The organism is Noviherbaspirillum soli, from assembly GCF_015352955.1.
Classification (GTDB): domain Bacteria; phylum Pseudomonadota; class Gammaproteobacteria; order Burkholderiales; family Burkholderiaceae_D; genus Noviherbaspirillum_A; species Noviherbaspirillum_A soli.
Window position 1 is genome coordinate 1 of the sequence record NZ_JACYOX010000055.1, and the last position, 19,706, is coordinate 19,706.

Sequence of the window (19,706 nt, forward strand, 5' to 3'; positions counted from 1 at the left end):
TGAAGCCGCGCTGTCTCATCGTGGCAATGGTAATTCGGTCCTCAGGCTGAAGCTGCTGATAAGTGGTCGGTTTCTGCATGTGCACACTTTACAAGAAATGGTGTTGCACTTCATATTTGAGGCCGCCCAGTTTAAATTTTTATCTGCAACTTAAAAAGAGAAGCAGTTTCTGAGAAAATTTCTAAAAATCAATTTCTCAGAAACCTCAATTTTCAATATTTACAACAAATATCATTCGCCAATAAACTCGAAATTTTTCCAAAATACTGTGATTATCGGCGCGACTTTCCGACGCACCGAATAGCTTCATTAGCCATCAGTCTTTCTTTTGACTTAATGCATCGTTGCAATGTATAGAATTTTTGGCTTCCGCATCCAACTCTCTAAGCGACTGAAACACCGAATCAAAGAAACATCCTTCTTCTTTACTGTCCTCGTACCCCACACTTTTTTTCAATTCACCAACTTTTACCTTGAATTCCCCTATTATTTTAATTCTTTTTGTTGATTCATTTTCTTCAAATTTTTCATTTGGCGCACTTCCAAATTTTTGATTCAAAATTTTACTTATAAAAGACTCGGCAGTGTCTTTCAGCAAAGGGCCTGAAGTATAGACATTCAAATCTTCTATGAGATTATGGAGGTAAGCTGCTCTTAAATCGCCAGAGAAGTTCGTCGGCGCTCCAGATTCCAGCTGATTAATCATCTCAATAGCGGAACGGACAGTATCACTAATCTGTTTTTCAAGAAATTTTGGGAAAATTTTGGCCGCAATTGGAATAATCACGTATTCAAGCAGGAGCTTGGGACAGATAGCCGTCCATGGCTGAGTGCAGAGTCGCGGCCCAGCAGAAGAGAGCTGCTTTGAGCCTGTCAATACTGATTCGCCTGCTTTAGGTCCCTGCTCAACCTTGGGTTCATTTTGTGCCGACGAGCCTGTTGGATTTTTCAATCCTGCCTTGGGGGGCGTTCTTAATCCGGGCACGAAGCAGCACAAATTCGGTGGTAGTCCATATAGCATAATTTCCTCGCTGAGGTGGTCTTACAGCGAGGTCAGTCACCAGTCTCACAAAAAAGGTTCGCAATTACGCGCTTTATGCCTTAGACGCCGTCAGTGCTATCGTCCCCTATTGGATAGCCAAGAACCTCGTATTGAGCTTGGCACACCTTGTTCGAAGGCCTTTAATATTGTTGCATTGGCTATCCCTGAAGGCTCGCACAGTCCGGGCCAGCATACTTGCCCGAAAACTGCTGAGTTAGCAGTAGTTCGGAACTCATGCACTCAGCCCCAACCTCCCCCAAATCTCCTTCGTCGCCCCCGCCTGGTTCAACGTATAAAAATGCAGCCCCGGCGCCCCGCCTTCCAGCAGCTTCTCGCACAGCCGCGTCACCACATCCAGCCCGAACGCCTTCAGCGACGCCGTATCATCGCCAAACCCCGCCAGCTTCAGCCGTATCCAGCGCGGGATCTCCGCGCCGCACATGTCGGAGAAGCGCATCAGCTGGGTGTAATTCATGATCGGCATGATGCCGGGCACGATGGGTGCCGTGACGCCCAGCTTCGCGGCATCCTCGACGAAGCGGAAATAGGCGTCGGGATTGTAGAAGTACTGGGTGATCGCGCTGTCGGCGCCGGCCTGGATCTTGCCGGCGAAATGGCGCAGGTCGTCCTGGGCCGACCTTGCCTGCGGATGCACTTCCGGGTAAGCCGCAGTCTCGATATGGAACCAGTCGCCGGTCTCCTTGCGGATGAATTCGATCAGCTGGCTGGCATAGGCGAATTCGCCGGAGGATGCGTCCAGCATGCCATAGCCGCTGGGCAGGTCGCCGCGCAGGGCCACCACGCGCCTGATGCCGTTGGACTGGTATTCGGCCAGCATCGCGCGCAGTTCGTCGCGGTTGCGGCCGATGCACGACAGGTGCGGCGCGGCTTCATGGCCTTCGCCGGCGATTTCCAGCACCGTGTCGCGGGTGCCGGACTGGGTGGAGCCGCCGGCGCCAAAGGTCACGGAAAAGTAACGGGGCTTCAGTTGCGCCAGCTCGGCCCGGGTGGCGCGCAGCTTTTGCGCGCCTTCCGGCGTCTTGGGCGGGAACAGTTCTATGCTGTAAGTGTTCTCGGACATTATTTTCTCAACAGTAAGGCCGACAGGCCCCATGAAATCACGCTGTAGAGCAGCGCGCCGCCCACCGCGGACCAGAAGCCGGCCACGGCAAAGCCGCTGACCAGGTTGGCCACCGCCCAGAACATCAGCCCGTTGATGATGAAGATGAACAGGCCCAGCGTCAGCAATGTGACGGGCAGCGTCAGCAGCACCAGGATCGGCCGGATCAGCGTGTTGACCAGGCCCAGCAGCAAGGCGGCGATCAGGGCTGTGCCGAGGTCCTGCACATACACCGTGCGCAGCAGGTAGGGCACGGCGAACAGGGAGACGGTATTGATCAGCCAGGCAAGCAGCAGGCGCATGGTCACTCCATGGTGGGGTTAATCGGCTTGGACAGACAAAAAAGGGCGGCTCGCGCCGCCCCCGGGTTTAACGCTTAGTAGCGATAGTGTTCCGGCTTGAAGGGGCCTTCCTTGGACACGCCAATGTAATCGGCCTGTTCCTTGGTCAGCTCGGTCAACTGCGCATTGAGCTTCTTCAGCTGCAGGCGCGCGACCTTCTCGTCCAGATGCTTGGGCAGGGTGTAGACGCCGACCGGGTACTTGTCGGTGTTCACGAACAGCTCGATCTGGGCAATGGTCTGGTTCGCGAACGACGAGCTCATCACATAGGATGGATGGCCGGTGCCGCAGCCCAGGTTCACCAAGCGGCCTTCCGCCAGCAGGATGATGCGCTTGCCGTCCGGGAAGATCACATGGTCGACCTGCGGCTTGATGTTTTCCCAGGTGTACTGGCGCAGCGCGGCGACTTCGATTTCATTGTCGAAGTGGCCGATGTTGCAGACGATGGCCTGGTCTTTCATCTTCTTCATGTGCTCATGGGTGATCACATGGTAGTTGCCGGTGGCGGTGACGAAGATGTCGGCATGCTCGGCGGCGTAGTCCATGGTGACGACGCGGTAGCCTTCCATCGCGGCCTGCAGCGCGCAGATCGGGTCGACTTCGGTGACCCAGACCTGGGCCGACAGCGCGCGCAGCGCCTGGGCCGAGCCCTTGCCCACGTCGCCATAGCCGGCCACCACGGCGACCTTGCCGGCGACCATCACGTCGGTGGCGCGCTTGATGCCGTCCACCAGCGATTCGCGGCAGCCGTACAGGTTGTCGAACTTGGACTTGGTGACCGAGTCGTTGACGTTGATCGCCGGGAAAGCCAGCTTCAGGTCGCGGTGCATCTGGTACAGGCGATGCACGCCGGTGGTGGTCTCCTCGGTCACGCCCTTGATCTCGGCCAGGCGAGTGGAATACCAGCCGGGCTGGGACGCCAGGCGCTTCTTGATGGAATTGAACAGGCAGATTTCTTCTTCCGAACCCGGATTGTCCAGCACCGACGCATCCTTTTCAGCGCGGGTGCCGAGGTGCAGCAGCAGCGTGGCGTCGCCGCCGTCGTCCAGGATCATGTTGGAATACTGCGGGCCTTCGGCGGTGTCGGGCCATTCGAAGATGCGGTGGGTGAATTCCCAGTAGTCGTCGAGCGACTCGCCCTTGAAGGCGAAGACCGGGGTGCCGGCGTCGGCGATCGCGGCGGCGGCGTGGTCCTGGGTGGAATAGATGTTGCAGGATGCCCAGCGGACCTTGGCGCCCAGCGCTTCCAGGGTCTGGATCAGCACCGCGGTCTGGATGGTCATGTGGATGGAGCCGGTGATGCGGGCGCCTTTCAGCGGCTGGGCAGCGGCATATTCCTCGCGGATGGCCATCAGGCCGGGCATTTCGGTTTCCGCGATGCGGATTTCCTTGTGGCCCCATGCGGCCAGGGACAGGTCGGCGACGACGTAGTCGGTAAAGTTGGACTGGGATACAGCTTGGGCTTGGGAAGATTGTGGCAGGGCGCTCATCACGCCTCCTTTCTGTAGAAAATCGAGAAAAAAGTCACGTGAGCGCGGTTGCATTGTTGATACGCCAAGCCTGGCAGAACGGCTGGTGCCGGGTTCTGTCGCAACGCTCCTTGACGAATCGTGGATTTTAACGGAAAAGGCGGAGGATGTCAGGAACGGACCGATGTCGATCTTCTTGGAGCCAGAACCTGATGCGAGTTCTCGTAACATGCGTGGAAAGCCGCTGACGAATTCCAACGTCCTGAATGCAAACGCGAGAACTCAGGTTTGCATACGTGGAGCACCCGCTACCAGCAGTCGTTCTGTTAACGATGCGTGAATATCTTCGTGTACTGATTCTCGAAGCGCTTCATCAAATCGGCATGGTATTGCAATATCGCGCTATCCGTAGAATCGTTCTCCTTCCAATTTTTGGAGCGACTGCTTTCCGCGAGATTTGCAATGAATAAACCGGCTTTTACCGCGTTTGGCCTGCCTTTAGTAAGACTCGCCTCGGTCAGCTTTGAACGCAGGAGCTTATCCAACTCGCCAGGAGAGGTGTTGTCCAGTTCCTTTAACGTTTGCAAGGCGCTGATGACTTCTTTCGAATTTTGACTTGTGCTGGCGTCCAGTGCCTTGTTCAACGCATTGGATAACACCCCGGATGAGCTGGTGGCGAAGCTGGATCTCTTCGCAGCTGGGGACGCCAGACCACTGGACCGGGAAGCGCCCGACTCGCTTGCTGTATTGGGCGCCGCCCTGGAGGATCTGCACGCTTGTGACTGGGCGGATGAGCCACATTGGCGTTGAAATAACGAGCGGATCAAAAACCCAACCGATCTGGTTTGCTGCGCGCGTTGCGCTACAGGCGGCATAGCGGTTTTCCCTGCTGCTGCCGGTTTAAGGTCATTTAATTCGAAGTCGGCGCGCGCTACGGTCCGCGAAAAAAAATTCCTTATGCTTGCGGCGAAGGCATTCATGGTTGATCTCCCTTAAGAACTCACAATCCATGTGTAATTGAAACCCAGCAAAAGGTTGCCTTCAATTCGCCGCCAGCTTCCCGCTAATCACATTCCGCCCCGCCCAGGCCAGCATGTCGCGCCAGATCTTTTCCACCTCGGCATCGTTCGGCATCTGCTGCGCATGCGGCAACTCGATCGTAACCACCGGCACCTTGCGCTGCCCGCCGCCGTAATTGCCGAGCGAACCAGGATACACGCCGATCGGGTCGTAGCGCAGCCGGCCGAAACGACTGGGCGGGGACGTGGCCGGGCCATCGAAGTCGAGCAGGCCGAACGGGGCATGCACCGAGACGATCAGGTCGGGCTGGAAGCGGCGGATTTCCTCGTCCAGCCAGCGGCTTTCCGGCTCGGACAGCGGCGTCTTTCCAGGGAAGCGGCGCGGGTCGCGGCCGGTGGTCCTGACCCAGTAGCGCTCGGTTTCGCGCTGCCAGTCATGGGTAGGGAAATTGCGGTTGAGGTCGACGCCGCGGGCGTTGGTCCGGGTCTGTTTGCTGGTGAGCATGCCGTCCGGGTTCACCAGCGGCGCAATGCTCCAGCTGAACTGTCGTGCTGCCGGCGTGCCGAGATGGCGCATCCAGCGCAGGATGATGGCCGACGAGGTCGGCTCGTCGCCGTGGATGCCGCCCAAAAGCAGGATGCGGGTGGCCCTGGCCTTGCCATTGGCCGCGGCAGGCACCCGCCGCACCAGGAGCGGCAGGCCCTTCACCGAGCGGCCGCCGGGCGCCAGCAACTGCGCCTGGCAGTCGGCCGCCTTGATGCCGGGCAGCGCCCGGCTCAGTTGCGTGCAATGGGCAGGTGGCGGTGATGGCGGAGATGGCGACGGCGGCAGCGCTGCCCGCGCCGCCGCCGCACCCAGCAAACCTGCAAGGAACAAAGCAGCGGCGGCGCGCACGCTTAACCGGCGTTGGCGCGCAAGGCTTCCGCCTTGTCGGTGCGCTCCCAGGAAAACTCAGGCTCCTCGCGGCCGAAGTGGCCATAGGCGGCGGTCTTGCCGTAGATCGGGCGCAGCAGGTCGAGCATCTGCACGATGCCGCGCGGACGCAGGTCGAAATGCTCGCGCACCAGGTCGGCGATCTTCTCGTCGCTGATCTTGCCGGTGCCGAAGGTGGTGACCATCACCGAGGTCGGCTTTGCCACGCCGATGGCGTAGGAGATCTGGATCTGGCAGCGCTCGGCAAGGCCGGCGGCGACGATGTTCTTGGCCACGTAGCGGCCGGCATAGGCTGCCGAGCGGTCGACCTTGGACGGGTCCTTGCCGGAGAAGGCGCCGCCGCCGTGGGGCGCCGCGCCGCCGTAGGTGTCGACGATGATCTTGCGGCCGGTCAGGCCGCAGTCGCCCTGCGGGCCGCCGATGACGAAGCGGCCGGTCGGGTTGACCAGGTAGCGGGTGCCGTTGAGCCATTCCGCCGGCACCACCGGCTTGATGATCATCTCGATCACCGCTTCCTCGATATCCTTCTGCTGCATCTCGGGCGCATGCTGGGTCGACAGCACGATGGTGTCGATGCCGACCGGGCGGCCGTCCACATACTTGAGCGTCACCTGCGACTTGGCGTCCGGACGCAGCCATGGCAGGCGGCCGTCCTTGCGCAGCTGCGACTGGCGCTCGACGATGCGGTGCGCATAGTGGATCGCGGCCGGCATCAGCTCCGGGGTTTCATTGCAGGCGTAGCCGAACATCAGGCCCTGGTCGCCGGCGCCCTGGTCGAGGTCGACCGCGCGGTCCACGCCCTGGGCGATGTCGGGCGACTGCTTGTCGTAGCAGACCATCACCGCGCAGCTCTTGTAGTCGATGCCGTAGTCGGCGTTGTCGTAGCCGATGCGCTTGATGGTGTCGCGCGCCACGCTGATGTAGTCGACGTTGGCATGGGTGGTGATCTCGCCGGCCAGCACGACCAGGCCGGTGTTGCACAGGGTCTCGGCGGCCACGCGGGCCTTCGGGTCCTGCTCGAAGATGGCGTCGAGGATGGCGTCGGAAATCTGGTCGGACACCTTGTCGGGATGGCCTTCGGAGACGGATTCGGAAGTGAAGAGGTATTCGTGTGCCATGCAGGCTCCTTGAATGGTGATAGTCGTAAAGTCGCGGCCTATCGATGAGCCTGCGACGCTTTAGCGAGATTTGTAGGCCGCCTCGCAAGTTGTCTGTTAACTCGGCGGATAAAACTTCGTGCTATTTTACGCGTCTTAAAAAATTCGCGCAAAAACCTGACGCCTTCTTTAATGCTTGTCAACTTATTTCGTCTGCTGTCGCACCTGCCCCTGCCGCTGCTGCATCTGTCGGGCGCGGCGCTGGGCTGGGTGGTGTATGCCGCCTCCCCTTCCTATCGCCGCCGCCTGAACGATAACCTGGCGCGCGCCGGCTACGGCCACCTGCGCCGCCGCGCCGTTGCCGCCGCCGGCAAGAGCGTGATGGAGCTGCCTTTCGTCTGGCTGGCGCCGGCGCGCCGGGTGCTGCCGGCCGCCCATATCGAGAGCCTGGAACTGCCGCGGGCGGCGCTGGCCGAGGGGCGCGGCCTGATCTTCCTGACGCCGCACCTGGGCTGCTTCGAGATCCTGGCGCAGGCGGTGTCGGAGCATATTCCGCTGACGGTGCTGTACCGCCCGCCGCGCAAGGCGGCACTGAAACCCCTTCTGGAGCAGGCCCGCGCGCGGCCGGCCATGCGGCTGGCGCCGGCCAATCTCTCGGGCGTGCGCATGCTGATGAAGGCACTCAAGGGCGGCCAGGCGATCGGCCTGCTGCCGGACCAGGTGCCGCAGCAGGGCGAAGGCGCCTGGGCCGGCTTCTATGGCAAGCCGGCCTACACCATGACGCTGCCGGCCAAGCTGCATCAGATGAGCGGCGCGCCCATCATCCTGGCCTATGCCGAGCGGCTGGCGCATGGCCGCGGCTTCGAGCTGCGCTTCGTGCGTTTCGAGGAAGACCTGGCCGGCACGCCGGAACAGCAGGCGCGCAGCATCAACGCCGCCATGGAAAAGCTGATCGCGCTGTGCCCGGACCAGTACTTCTGGAGCTATAACCGCTACAAGACGCCGCCCGGCGTGGCGGCGCCAGTGGCAGCGGCGGCTGGCGCATGATGCGGCTCCTGCTTGGCTTGATGTGGCTGCTGCACTGGCTGCCGCTGCCGGCGCTGGGCCGATTCGGCGAAATGGTGGGCAGCGTGCTGTTCATGGTGATGGGCGATCGTCGCCGCATTACCCTTACCAATCTGCGGCTGTGCCTGCCGGAACTGGATGAAGAGGCCCGGCTGCGCCTGGCGCGCCGCCATTTCCAGGACTATGCCCGCAGCGTGCTGGAACGCGGCGTGCTGTGGTGGGGCAGCGAGGCGCGGCTGCGGCGCCTGATCCGGGTCGAGCCCGGCCTGCCGCTGGACGACATCGCCGCCGGCCCGGTGATCCTGCTGTGTCCGCATTTCGTCTGCCTCGACGTGGCCGGCGTGGCGGTGGCGCTGGACGTCTCCGGCTGCTCGATGTACACCCAACAGCGCGACCCGGTGTTCGACGCCGCGCTGCGCCGCGGCCGCAACCGCTTCCATCCGGCCGAGCTGTTTTCCCGCGAGGACGGCATCAAGCCCATCCTGCGCGCGATGAAGCGGCGCATCCCCTACTTCATGCTGCCCGACATGGACTTCGGCGAGCGCGACGCGCTGTTCGTGCCCTTCTTCGACATGCCGGCCGCCACCCTCACCGCGCCGGCCCGGATCGCCGCCGCCACCGGCGCCAGGGTGATCCCGGTGGTGGCCACCTACCTGCCCGGCTACCGCGGCTGGCGGGTGCGTTTCTACCCGGCATGGGAAGACTATCCGGGCGACGATCTGGCCGCCGCCACGCGCCGCATGAATGCCTTCATCGAGGACCGGGTGCGCGAGGCGCCCGAGGAATATTTTTGGGCGCACAAGCGCTTCAAGACCCGCCCGCCGGGCGCTGCCGGCGTGTATGATGCCCCGTCCCCGCTGCCTGTCGCGGCGGGCGAACCGGCCGACGGCCAACAACAGCCATGAAACTCAAATTCACCAAGATGCACGGCGCCGGCAATGACTTCGTGGTCATCGACGCCATCCGCCAGCAGATCGATTTCACGCCCGCGCAGTGGCGCCACCTGGCCGACCGCCGTTTCGGCGTCGGCGCCGACCAGATGCTGGTGGTGGAACGGCCGCAGTCGGCCGGCGTGGATTTCCGCTACCGGATCTATAACAGCGACGGCGGCGAGGTCGAGCAGTGCGGCAACGGCGCCCGCGCCTTCGTGCGCTATGTCACCGAAAAAGGCCTGACCGACAAGCGCGCCATCCGGGTTGAAACCCTGTCCGGCGTGATCGAGCCGCGCCTGGAAGCCGATGGCGGCATCACGGTCGACATGGGCGCGCCCATCCTGGAACCGGCCCGGGTGCCGTTCGATGCCGCGGGCCTGGAAGGCCGGCCGCAGGGCGACGACACGCTGTGGCCGCTGGACGTGGACGGCGCAACGGTATGGATTTCCGCCGTCTCGATGGGCAATCCGCATGCGGTGCAGGTGGTGGAAGACAGCGAGACCGCGCCGGTGGCCAGCCAGGGCCCGGCGATCGAGCAGCATGCGCGCTTTGCTAAGCGGGTCAATGCCGGCTTCATGCAGGTGCTGGACCGCCACGCGATCCGGCTGCGGGTGTTCGAGCGCGGCGCCGGCGAGACGCTGGCCTGCGGCACCGGCGCCTGCGCGGCGGTGGTGGCAGGCATCCGGCGCGGCCTGCTGGATACGCCAGTGAAGGTGGCCACCCGCGGTGGCGACCTGTCCATCGCCTGGGCCGGCGGCAATGCGCCGGTGCTCCTGACCGGCCCGGCCGTGACCGTGTTCGACGGCGAAATCGAACTCTGAACCCGCACTGATTGTTTCCCATTCATCGTCACCGACACCGACACTCATGTCCCTCGAATCCACCGCCGTTGCCGCCTACCTTGCCAGCCATCCGGATTTCTTCGAAGAGCACAGCGAACTGCTGGCCGCCGTCAAGCTGACCAGCGGCTTTTCCGGCCGCGCCATCTCGCTGCAGGAGCGGCAAATGGAAGTGCTGCGCGAGAAGCACAAGGCGCTGGAGCTGAAGCTGGCCGCGCTGATGCGCAATGGCCATGAGAACGACCAGATCGCCGAGAAATTCCATCAGTGGACCTGCAGCCTGCTGGCCAGCCGCCATGACACCGAGCTGCCGCGCATCCTGGTCGACGGCCTGCGCCAGCGCTTCGACGTGCCGCAGGCCACGCTGCGGCTATGGAGCGTGGCCGCGCCGCATGCGCAGGCCTGGTTTGCCAAGCCGGCGTCGGACGATATCCGCATCTTCGCCAACGGCCTGGATGCGCCGTTCTGCGGCCCCAACAACGACTTCGAGGCGGCTTCCTGGCTGGACGAGCCCGCCGCCGTGAAGTCGATCGCCATGCTGCCGCTGCGTGCGCCGGGCGCGCAGCAGAGCTTCGGCTTGCTGGTGCTGGGTTCGCCGGACGCGCAGCGTTTTTCCGAAACCATGTCGACCGACTTCCTGGTCCGCTTCGCCGGCACCGCCAGCGCCGCGCTGGGCAGCCTGCTGGGATAAGGCAAGGCCATGAGCGCGCAGCAACGCCAGGCACACTACGCCGGCTATCTGCAGAACCTGGAAACCCAGCGCCGGCTGTCGCCCTACACCGTTACCGGCTACCGCCATGAGCTGGCCGAACTGGAGCGCCTGATCGTGGCTGCCTTCCCGCCGCCGGCCGAGGCGCCCGCGCTGGAGGCGCTGTCGCATTTCCATATTCGCAAATTCGCTTCGCAGCTGCATGGCAGCGGCCTGCACCCGCGCTCGATCGCACGCCGGCTCTCGGCCTGGCGCGGCTTCTACAACTGGCTGTCGGAACAGCTGCCGCTGGCGTCGAACCCGGTCGATGGCGTTCGGCCGCCGCGGCGCGGCAAGGCGCTGCCCAAGGCGCTGTCGGCCGACCACGCGGTGCAGCTGGTGTCGCAGCCGCGGCCGGGCAGCGACCCGCAGGCGCCGAACGAGCTGTGCAACCGCGCCATGTTCGAACTGCTCTATTCCAGCGGCCTGCGGGTGTCGGAACTGGTGTCGCTGGACGTGGCCTATGTGCGGGAAGAGGGTCATGAGTCGGCCGGCTGGGTGGACGATGCCGCCGGCGAAGTCACCGTCACCGGCAAGGGCGGCAAGAAGCGCACCGTGCCGGTGGGACGCGCAGCGCTGGAAGCGCTGCGCGCCTGGCTGCCGGCGCGCGGGGAATTGCTGCGGCCGGACTCGGGCCTGGCGCGCCATGCGCTGTTCCTGTCGGTGCGCGGCAAGCGCATGACGCCGCGCATGGTCCACAGCCGCATCAGCGCGCATGCGCTGGCGCTGGGCATCCCGTCCAATGTCCATCCGCATGTGATGCGCCATTCCTTTGCCTCGCATGTGCTGCAGTCCTCGGGCGACCTGCGCGCGGTGCAGGAAATGCTGGGCCATGCCTCGATTTCCTCGACCCAGGTCTATACGTCGCTCGACTTCATGCGCCTGGCGCAGGTGTATGATGCCGCGCATCCGCGCGCCAAGAAGCGCGACGCCTGACACCAAGGAGCGCACGCCATGATTCCGACCACCATCCTGACCGGCTTTCTGGGCGCCGGCAAAACCACGCTGCTGAACCGGCTGCTGAAGGAGCCGCACGGACACCGCATCGCCGTGATCGAGAACGAGTTCGGCGCCGAGAACATCGACAACGAGATCCTGGTCCAGGACAGCAACGAGCAGATCGTGGAGATGAACAACGGCTGCATCTGCTGCACGGTACGCGGCGACCTGATCAGCGCGCTGTCGACGCTGGCCATCAAGCGCAATGCCGGCGAGCTGCAGTTCGACCATGTGGTGATCGAGACCACGGGCCTGGCCAATCCCGGCCCGGTGGCGCAGACCTTCTTCATGGACGAGGAAGTCAGCCTGCATTACACGCTGGACGCGGTGATCACCATCGTGGATGCCAAGCACGGCATGCAGCAATTGGACGAGCGCGAGGAAGCCCAGCGCCAGGTCGGTTTCGCCGACCGCATCCTGCTGTCCAAGACCGACCTGTGCATCCCGGAAGAGGTAGCGCAACTGACGGCGCGCCTGAAACGCATCAACCCGCGCGCGCCGATCACCAGCAACAGCCTGGACGGCATGCCGATCTCGGGCCTCCTGGACCTGCGCGGCTTCAACCTCAACGACAAGCTCGACATCGATCCCGACTTCCTGGCCGCGGCGGAACATGTGCATGACGAGCACTGCGGCCACGACCATGCAGATGAACACGATCATGCGCACGGCGGTCACTGCGACCACCACCATCATCACAACCACACCGACGATATCGCCGCTTTCGTGTTCCGCAGCCAGCGGCCCTTCGACACCGCCCGGCTGGACAATTTCCTCGGCGGGCTGATCCAGGTGTTCGGGCCGCGCATGCTGCGCTACAAGGGCATTCTTTACATGCAGGGCGCGGACCGCAAGGTGGTGTTCCAGGGCGTGCACCAGACCATGGGCTCGGATATTGGCGCACCATGGCTGGATAACGAGGAGCGCGGCAGCAAGATGGTGTTCATCGGCGTGAATCTGCCGCAGGATGTTTTTCTTCAAGGTCTGGAACAGTGTTTGGTATAAACTGTTGCGGCTTTTTAAACCCCCTCCCACGGCACGGTACCGAAATGCGTGGAAGGGCAGTACGGTAGCAGGCAGCAGAAACAAGGCAATCCGGTACGCATTGAAGGTTGCTGTTCGACAAAACGACACCTGCCGGTATTTCCTCTTTGACAGCATTCCGCATTCCGGCATACTACTGAGCAGCAACAAAACGTTTGTCCGTTTAACGGATACATTGACTAAACCGTAGTTTCGAAAGTTACCGAAGTGGCAACCAAGACAACCAAACCAACCGTCGCTGACGCGCCTCTCCTCACCGAAGAAGAAATTCTGAAAATGGGCGAGAAGGATTACATGAATGCCGCGCAGCTGGCGTTTTTCCGCGCCCGTCTGCAACAGCTTGAAAAGGATCTGCTCAAGAATGCCGGCGAAACCACGGAGCACCTGCGCGAAACCGTGCTGGTGCCCGATCCGGCGGACCGCGCGACCATCGAGGAAGAGCATGCGCTGGAACTGCGCACCCGCGACCGCGAGCGCAAGCTGCTGAAGAAGGTGCAGCAGTCGATTGCCGCCATTGATGCCGGCGACTATGGCTGGTGCGAGGAAACCGGCGAGCCGATCGGCATTCCGCGCCTCCTGGCCCGCCCGACCGCCACGCTGTCGCTGGAAGCGCAGCAGCGCCGCGAACTGAAACAGAAGCTGTACGGCGATTGAAACCCGCCCGTGTCTCCGTCACCAGCCGCGGCGCCCTGGCGCTGCTGATGCTGTGCTGCCTGCTGGCGGCGCAGTGGCTGGGGCTGGGACACCGCATTGCCCATGCCGGCTGGCAGCTTGCCGGCCCGGCCCAGGTCGTCAAGTTCGGCGCCGCCGACAGCGCGCGCCAGAGCCCGACTGCCGATCCGACCCACTCCTGCGCGGCATTCGACGATGCCACGCTGCCCGCCGCGCTGTCGACGCCGCCTTACATGGCGCCGCTGCTGCCCGGTGTTGCCGTGCTGGCGTTGTGGAGCGCCTACGCCTCCTGGCAGCAGCCCTTCCACTGCCATTTTTCCTCCCGCGCGCCGCCGCTTTCCTGATACGCCCAAACCCGTTTTCACCATGCCGGGCCGCTGCCGCTTTTGCATTCGCTGCGGACAGGCCGGCATCTGTCGTTTGATCCCGTTTCAGGAAATTCCATGCCATTCCAACGTTCCACGCTGGCGCGCGCCGTGCTCCTCGCCTGCGCCGCCCACGCCCCGTCCCTGCATGCCGCCGATGCGCTGCCGGAAGTCACCGTTACCACCAGCCCGCTGGCCGGCAGTGAAAACGCCCAGATCCTGACGCCGGCGCGCGTCGTCTCGGGCGATGAACTGCGCAACCGCCAGGCCGGTTCGCTGGGCGAGACCCTGTCGCATGAACTGGGCGTCTCCAGTTCCGCCTTCGGCGCCGGCGCCTCGCGCCCCATCATCCGCGGACTGGAAGGCGGCCGGGTGAAGATGCTGCAGAACGGCATGTCGATATCGGATGTATCGACGCTGTCGAACGACCATGCGGTCGCCGCCGACAGCGCCACCGCGCGCCAGATCGAAATCCTGCGCGGTCCGGCTTCGCTGCTGTACGGTTCGGGCGCGATCGGCGGCCTGGTCAATGTGATCAACGACCGCATCCCGACCACGCTGGCGCCGGCGCCCACCGGCGAGGCCGACGTGCGCTACGGCAGCGTCGACCGGGCGAAAAGCCTGTCGCTGTCGCTCGACGGCGCGGCCGGCGCGATCGGCCTGCATGTGGATGGCAACGTACGCAATGCCGACGACTACCGGATTCCGGACCACCAGGTCCTGAACGATCCCTCGTCCGCCTCCGGCCGCCTGCCCAATTCCTTCTCGCGCCAGAACAGCCTGGGCGTCGGCCTGTCCACCGTGCAGTCCTGGGGCTATGTCGGCGCATCGGTGGCTACCCTGAACAAGCGCTACGGCATACCGACCGGGGAAGGCGCGCGCATCGATCTCGACCAGACCCGCTACGACATCGACAGCCTGGTCAGAAATCCGTTTGCCGGCTTCGAAAGCGCGCGGCTGCGCCTGGGCTATACCGATTACCAGCATGACGAACTCAGTGCCGACAATGTGCCGCAGACCAATTTCAAGAACCGGGCATTCGAAACCCGGCTGGAACTGACCCACCAGCGCATTGCCGGCTGGCGCGGCACCTTCGGCCTGCAGGCCGACAACGAACGCTTCTCGGCGCTGGCGGCCGATGGCGGCGGCGCCACCGTGCCGGCCACCCGGTCGCGCTCGATGGCGGGCTTCCTGGTCGAGGAACGCGACTTCGGGCCGGTGAAGGTCAGCGCCGGCGGCCGGCTGGAATCGGTCAAGCGCACGCCCGACGGCCAGCGCGAACGCAGTTTCGACCTCGGCTCCTGGTCGCTGGGCGGGCTGTGGGCATTCCAGCCGGGCTACGGCCTGGGCCTGACCGGCTCGCTGGCGCAGCGCGCGCCGTCCACCGAGGAACTGTATTCCAGCGGGCCGCACGAGGCGACCCGCACCTTTGACATCGGCAATCCGGCCTTTGCCAGGGAAACCTCGCGCAACCTGGAACTGAGCCTGCAGAAAACCGCCGGGCTGGTGCGCTGGAAAACCAACCTGTTCTACAACCGGGTCAAGAATTTCGTCTACGGCGACATCACCGGGCGCCAGCTCGACGACGCCGGCAATCCGGGCGATGAACTCAACGAGCGCATCTTCCGCCAGGGCGACGCGACGATACACGGCGCCGAAGCGGAGATCGGCTACAACCAGCGCGGCGCCGGCTGGTCGGGCCGGCTGTTCGCCGACACCTCCCGCGGCAGGCTGGAAAACGCCGGCAATCTGCCGCTGCAGCCGGCAAGCCGCTTCGGCGTCGATGTCAATTACCGGCAGGGCCCGTGGCGCGGCGGCGCCTCGCTGCTGCGGGCGCTGCGCCAGGACCGCCTGGCCAGCTTCGAGACCAGCGCCACGCCCGGCTACACCCAGCTGGATGCGAACCTGTCCTATACCCAGAGCCTGGGCCGCTACGATGTGACCTGGTTCCTGCTCGCCCGCAACCTGCTGAACCAGGACATCCGCCTGTCCACCTCGGTGCTGAAGGACCAGGCGCCGCTGCCGGGCCGCAACCTGATCGTCGGCGTGCGCACGGCCTTCTAGCCGGCGTTGCGACCAGGCAGCCGGGGCTGCTTGCAAGCCTGGCCTGGCTGCATGGTATGCTTGCCGGACTTGCGTGCGGCAAGCCGTGACGGCTACGGCGCCCTCCACCGCGACGCTCCCTCTTCGGCAAGTTCAGCAAAGGCGGCAGGACAACGTGGGACTCTTCGGTCTATTCGGCAAAAAGGATGCGCCATCGGCGCCCGGCGACAAGGACGCGCCGCGTTCCCGCACGCCGGCCACGCCCGCGCCGCCCGACACCGAGCAGCAGCGCCAGCGCAGCCATCGCGCGTCCGATACCGCCAGGAAGATCGACGCCATCGAGTCCGAGATGTCGTCCGAGTTCGTTCCCTCCCACCTGCTCACCGCCAACAGCCAGCCGGCGCCGCCGGAAGCATCGCAGAACACCCTGCCCGACCTCGCCCACTCCACCGACATGCTGCTCGGTGCGGAAGTGCGCGGCCTGGGCCTGGAAGTCAATGCCTCCGAAGCGGCGCCGATGCTGGAAGAGGCGGCGATCCTGTTTGCCAATGAGCAGGATGAAGTCGCCGAGCAGATGCTGCGCATGGCGGTGGCCGAGCCCGAGGCCGGCGTCGATGCCTGGCTGATGCTGTTCGACCTGTACCAGGCCACTGGCCGGCAGACCGAGTTCGAGCATCTGTCGATCGACTACGCCCGCCGCTTCGAGACCTCGCCGCCGGCCTGGCGCAAGACGCTGCCGCCGCTTGCCGCCCGCCCTGCGCTGCCATCGGTGGCATTTGCCGGCAAGCTCGACGCCGGCATCGTCAAGCTGGTGGAAAAGGTCCTGAAAATCGCCGAGCAGCACCAGGCGCTGCGGCTGGAATTCGGCCGCGTGACCGAAGTCGCGCCGGTCGGCTGCGGCCTGCTGCTGCGCACCCTGAAGAAACTGCAGCAGCATGACGTGTCCGTGATCGGCGCCAATGAACTGACCGCGCGCATCCGCGCCATCCTGGAGGTCGGCCGCCGGGATGAAACCGAGGCGCCCTGGCTGCTGCTGCTGGAAATCCTGCGCCTGCAGAACCGCGAGCACGAGTTCGAGGAAACCAGCATCGACTACTGCATCACCTTCGAAGTCTCGCCGCCGCCTTTCGTGCCGCCGGTGCACGGCAGCAGCGCGGCGCGGGAAGACACGGCCGAGCCGTCCGGCGGCAGCGCCTTCGTGATGCCTGCCGTGGTGGACGGCCGCACCGAGCCGCTGCTGGCTGCGATTGCCCAGCATGCCGACCTGCACGATCCGCTGGTGCTGGACTGCGCGCGCCTGGACCGGGTCGATTTCAGCGCCGCCGGGCAGCTGATGGTGGGACTGGCGCCGCTGGCCCGCAACGGCCGCACCATTGAAATGCACCATGTCAGCCGGCTGGTATCGGCGCTGTTCTCGATGATCGGCCTGACCGACATCGTCCGCATGCTGCCGCGCAAGCACTGATGTCGGCCGTGGTGCCAGTCTTGTAATTGTTCCCGGCGGCCCCATTCTTCTGATTCGGACCGGGCGCCGCCACGGGTTGCAACGCGCCCGGTCATTCATTTTCAGAGGCAAGCATGGAACAATTTCACGGCACGACCATTCTTTCCGTGCGCCGCGGCAACGTGGTTGCGCTGGGCGGCGACGGCCAGGTTACGTTAGGCAACGTGGTCGTCAAGGGCACCGCGCGCAAGGTGCGCAGGCTGCATCAGGGCAAGGTGCTGGCCGGATTCGCCGGCGGCACCGCCGACGCGTTCACGCTGCTGGAGCGTTTCGAAGCCAAGCTCGACAAGCACCAGGGCAACCTGATGCGCGCATCGGTGGAGCTGGCAAAGGACTGGCGCACCGACCGCATGCTGCGCCGGCTGGAAGCCATGCTGCTGGTGGCCGACCGGGAAAGCACGCTGATCATCACCGGCAACGGCGACGTGCTGGAGCCGACCGACGGCATCGGCGCAATCGGCTCGGGCGGCGTCTATGCCCAGTCGGCTGCCAAGGCGCTGCAGGAAAACACCGACCTGTCGCCGGAAGAGATCGTCAAGCGCTCGCTGACCATCGCAGGCGAGCTGTGCATCTACACCAATCTCTCGCACATCGTCGAAACCCTGGAATAAGGCGGCCCCAGCGCCCGCCTCACCCCTCAGTACTGCAAACGGGATACAACAATGAACATGACTCCGCCGGAAATCGTTTCCGAACTCGACAAACACGTAGTGGGCCAGAGCCGCGCCAAGCGCGCGGTTGCGATTGCGCTGCGCAACCGCTGGCGCCGCCAGCAGGTGCCGGACCCGCTGCGCCATGAGATCACGCCCAAGAACATCCTGATGATCGGCCCCACCGGCGTGGGCAAGACCGAGATCGCCCGCCGCCTGGCCAAGCTGGCCGACGCGCCCTTCATCAAGGTCGAGGCGACCAAGTTCACCGAGGTGGGCTATGTCGGCCGCGACGTCGACACCATCATCCGCGACCTGATCGACATCGGCATCAAGCAGACCCGCGAAAGCGAGAAGCGCAAGATGATGAACCGCGCCGAGGAAGCGGCGGAAGACCGGGTGCTGGATATTTTGCTGCCGCCGGCGCGCGACTTCGGCTTCAACAACGGCGCCGAGTCGACCAGCGACAGCGGCACCCGCCAGACTTTCCGCAAGCGGCTGCGCGAGGGCTCGCTGAACGACCGTGAAATCGAGGTCGAGGTCGCCGAGGCGGCGCCGCAGATGGAAATCATGGCGCCGCCGGGCATGGAGGAAATGACGGAGCAGATCAAGTCGATGTTTTCCGGCCTGGGCAGCAACCGCAAGAAGTCGCGCAAGATGAAGATCGCCGACGCGATGAAGCTGCTGACCGAGGAAGAGGCCGGCAAGCTGGTCAACGAGGACGAGCTGAAGCAAAAGGCCATTGCCAATGTCGAGCAGAACGGCATCGTGTTCCTGGACGAGATCGACAAGATCGCCTCGCGCTCGGAATCCGGCGGCGCCGACGTCTCGCGCGCCGGCGTGCAGCGCGACCTGCTGCCTCTGGTGGAAGGCACCACCGTCAACACCAAGTACGGCATGGTCAAGACCGACCACATCCTGTTCATTGCTTCCGGCGCATTCCACCTGTCGCGGCCGTCGGACCTGATCCCGGAACTGCAGGGCCGTTTCCCGATCAGGGTGGAGCTGGACTCGCTGTCGATCGAGGACTTCCAGCGCATCCTGACCGGCACCGATGCCTGCCTGACGCGCCAGTATGAAGCGCTGCTGGGCACCGAGGGCGTGGCGATCGACTTCCGCGAGGACGGCATCCGCCGCCTGGCCGAGATCGCCTATTCGGTCAATGAAAAGACCGAGAACATCGGCGCCCGCCGGCTCTACACGGTAATGGAAAAACTCCTGGAAGAAATGTCCTATTCAGCCAGCGACACCCAGGAAAAGACGCTGGTGATCGACGCCGCCTATGTCGATGACAGGTTGGGCGAGCTGGCGGTCAACGAAGACCTGTCGCGCTACGTGCTGTAACACCAGGCCCCAGAGCACAACGCAATGGCGAACAGGGCATTGGCGAAGCGGCAGAAGCTCAGCTTCCGGGTCGAACCATCGCAGAAAGCGCCGCGCGGCCGGACTGGCTCCGGATGTCGTTTCTTCATTGCTCACTCGCTGTCGCCCTCCAGATTGTTGGATATCAGCGGATGCGACAACTAAAGCGAATTTGGCCAGACTAGCCTCATGCCGCAGGTTTAGGCGCGGCGCAACCTGCACATACCCCTGATGCTGTAGGGTGGAATACCCCGAAGGGGCATTCCACCATGCGTGGACCGGAGAAGGTCCTTGAGATGGTCTTTGCGGTATGCGACCGCGGTGCAATGCCCTTCGGGTATTGCACCCTTGTATTATTCCGTCAGTTCGGTTGTGTAGTAATTCCGACGGTCTTGTACGACAAGCGTCGGAATGGTTGTAGCAGTTCCTTGGGGGCACCCAAGGAACGGGCGGCTGGATGC

19 protein-coding genes and 1 riboswitch are annotated in these 19,706 nt (G+C 63.7%); of the genes, 12 read left to right on the forward strand and 7 right to left on the reverse strand.

Going from position 1 to position 19,706, the window contains the following annotated elements:
* Positions 1-316: 316 nt before the first annotated feature.
* The 7 genes from IGW04_RS23540 to metK form a co-directional block, all read right to left on the reverse strand.
* Positions 317-952: a hypothetical protein gene (locus IGW04_RS23540; protein ID WP_194715540.1), complete on the reverse strand. Its 636-nt coding sequence runs from the start codon at positions 950-952 to the stop codon at positions 317-319.
* 322 nt (positions 953-1,274) lie between these two features.
* Entirely contained in the window at positions 1,275-2,123 is an 849-nt protein-coding gene (gene metF / locus IGW04_RS23545; RefSeq protein WP_194715541.1) for a methylenetetrahydrofolate reductase [NAD(P)H], read from the reverse strand.
* Positions 2,123-2,464, reverse strand: a complete 342-nt coding sequence (locus IGW04_RS23550; RefSeq protein ID WP_194715542.1) for a phage holin family protein — start codon at positions 2,462-2,464, stop codon at positions 2,123-2,125. The genes metF and IGW04_RS23550 overlap by 1 nt, the downstream gene beginning before the upstream one ends.
* A gap of 74 nt (positions 2,465-2,538) precedes the next feature.
* Positions 2,539-3,993 carry an adenosylhomocysteinase gene (ahcY, locus tag IGW04_RS23555; protein ID WP_194715543.1) on the reverse strand — a complete coding sequence of 485 codons (1,455 nt, stop codon included), beginning with the start codon at positions 3,991-3,993 and terminating at the stop codon, positions 2,539-2,541.
* Positions 3,994-4,026: 33 nt separating this feature from the next.
* Positions 4,027-4,111, reverse strand: a riboswitch (S-adenosyl-L-homocysteine riboswitch).
* Positions 4,112-4,298: 187 nt separating this feature from the next.
* Positions 4,299-4,952, reverse strand: a complete 654-nt coding sequence (locus IGW04_RS23560; protein ID WP_194715544.1) for a hypothetical protein — start codon at positions 4,950-4,952, stop codon at positions 4,299-4,301.
* A 61-nt stretch (positions 4,953-5,013) separates the two neighbouring features.
* A complete protein-coding gene (locus tag IGW04_RS23565; protein WP_323744899.1) occupies positions 5,014-5,886 on the reverse strand; it encodes a M14 family murein peptide amidase A in 873 nt (290 codons plus the stop codon).
* A 2-nt stretch (positions 5,887-5,888) separates the two neighbouring features.
* Complete coding sequence (gene metK / locus IGW04_RS23570) at positions 5,889-7,043, reverse strand: methionine adenosyltransferase (protein ID WP_194715545.1); 1,155 nt, start codon at positions 7,041-7,043, stop codon at positions 5,889-5,891.
* Positions 7,044-7,214: 171 nt separating this feature from the next.
* Here metK and IGW04_RS23575 point away from each other — a divergent pair, with 171 nt between their 5' ends.
* The 12 genes from IGW04_RS23575 to hslU all read left to right on the forward strand — a co-directional run bounded on the left by IGW04_RS23575 (position 7,215) and on the right by hslU (position 19,227).
* Positions 7,215-8,069: a lysophospholipid acyltransferase family protein gene (locus IGW04_RS23575; RefSeq protein ID WP_194715546.1), complete on the forward strand. Its 855-nt coding sequence runs from the start codon at positions 7,215-7,217 to the stop codon at positions 8,067-8,069.
* The gene (locus tag IGW04_RS23580) at positions 8,069-8,992 is read left to right on the forward strand and encodes an LpxL/LpxP family acyltransferase (RefSeq protein WP_194715557.1); all 924 of its coding nucleotides are present in this window, start codon (positions 8,069-8,071) and stop codon (positions 8,990-8,992) included. The genes IGW04_RS23575 and IGW04_RS23580 overlap by 1 nt, the downstream gene beginning before the upstream one ends.
* Positions 8,989-9,840 carry a diaminopimelate epimerase gene (gene dapF / locus IGW04_RS23585; RefSeq protein WP_194715547.1) on the forward strand — a complete coding sequence of 284 codons (852 nt, stop codon included), beginning with the start codon at positions 8,989-8,991 and terminating at the stop codon, positions 9,838-9,840. Before IGW04_RS23580 ends, dapF begins: the two co-directional genes overlap by 4 nt.
* A gap of 46 nt (positions 9,841-9,886) precedes the next feature.
* A complete protein-coding gene (locus IGW04_RS23590; protein ID WP_194715548.1) occupies positions 9,887-10,549 on the forward strand; it encodes a DUF484 family protein in 663 nt (220 codons plus the stop codon).
* Positions 10,550-10,558: 9 nt separating this feature from the next.
* Positions 10,559-11,542: a tyrosine recombinase XerC gene (locus IGW04_RS23595; protein ID WP_194715549.1), complete on the forward strand. Its 984-nt coding sequence runs from the start codon at positions 10,559-10,561 to the stop codon at positions 11,540-11,542.
* An 18-nt stretch (positions 11,543-11,560) separates the two neighbouring features.
* Positions 11,561-12,610, forward strand: coding sequence for a CobW family GTP-binding protein (locus IGW04_RS23600; protein WP_194715550.1), 1,050 nt, complete (start codon positions 11,561-11,563; stop codon positions 12,608-12,610).
* 246 nt (positions 12,611-12,856) lie between these two features.
* Entirely contained in the window at positions 12,857-13,303 is a 447-nt protein-coding gene (dksA, locus tag IGW04_RS23605; RefSeq protein ID WP_194715551.1) for an RNA polymerase-binding protein DksA, read from the forward strand.
* Entirely contained in the window at positions 13,300-13,665 is a 366-nt protein-coding gene (locus IGW04_RS23610; protein WP_228527351.1) for a hypothetical protein, read from the forward strand. Before dksA ends, IGW04_RS23610 begins: the two co-directional genes overlap by 4 nt.
* A 99-nt stretch (positions 13,666-13,764) precedes the next feature.
* On the forward strand, positions 13,765-15,750 hold the full coding sequence (locus IGW04_RS23615; RefSeq protein ID WP_194715552.1) for a TonB-dependent receptor: 1,986 nt from the start codon (positions 13,765-13,767) through the stop codon (positions 15,748-15,750).
* A 154-nt stretch (positions 15,751-15,904) separates the two neighbouring features.
* A complete protein-coding gene (locus IGW04_RS26175) occupies positions 15,905-17,194 on the forward strand; it encodes an STAS domain-containing protein (RefSeq protein ID WP_194715553.1) in 1,290 nt (429 codons plus the stop codon).
* A gap of 113 nt (positions 17,195-17,307) precedes the next feature.
* Positions 17,308-17,844 carry an ATP-dependent protease subunit HslV gene (gene hslV / locus IGW04_RS23625; protein ID WP_194715554.1) on the forward strand — a complete coding sequence of 179 codons (537 nt, stop codon included), beginning with the start codon at positions 17,308-17,310 and terminating at the stop codon, positions 17,842-17,844.
* Between the two features lie 51 nt (positions 17,845-17,895).
* On the forward strand, positions 17,896-19,227 hold the full coding sequence (gene hslU, locus IGW04_RS23630; protein WP_194715555.1) for an ATP-dependent protease ATPase subunit HslU: 1,332 nt from the start codon (positions 17,896-17,898) through the stop codon (positions 19,225-19,227).
* The last annotated feature ends 479 nt before the right edge of the window (positions 19,228-19,706 follow it).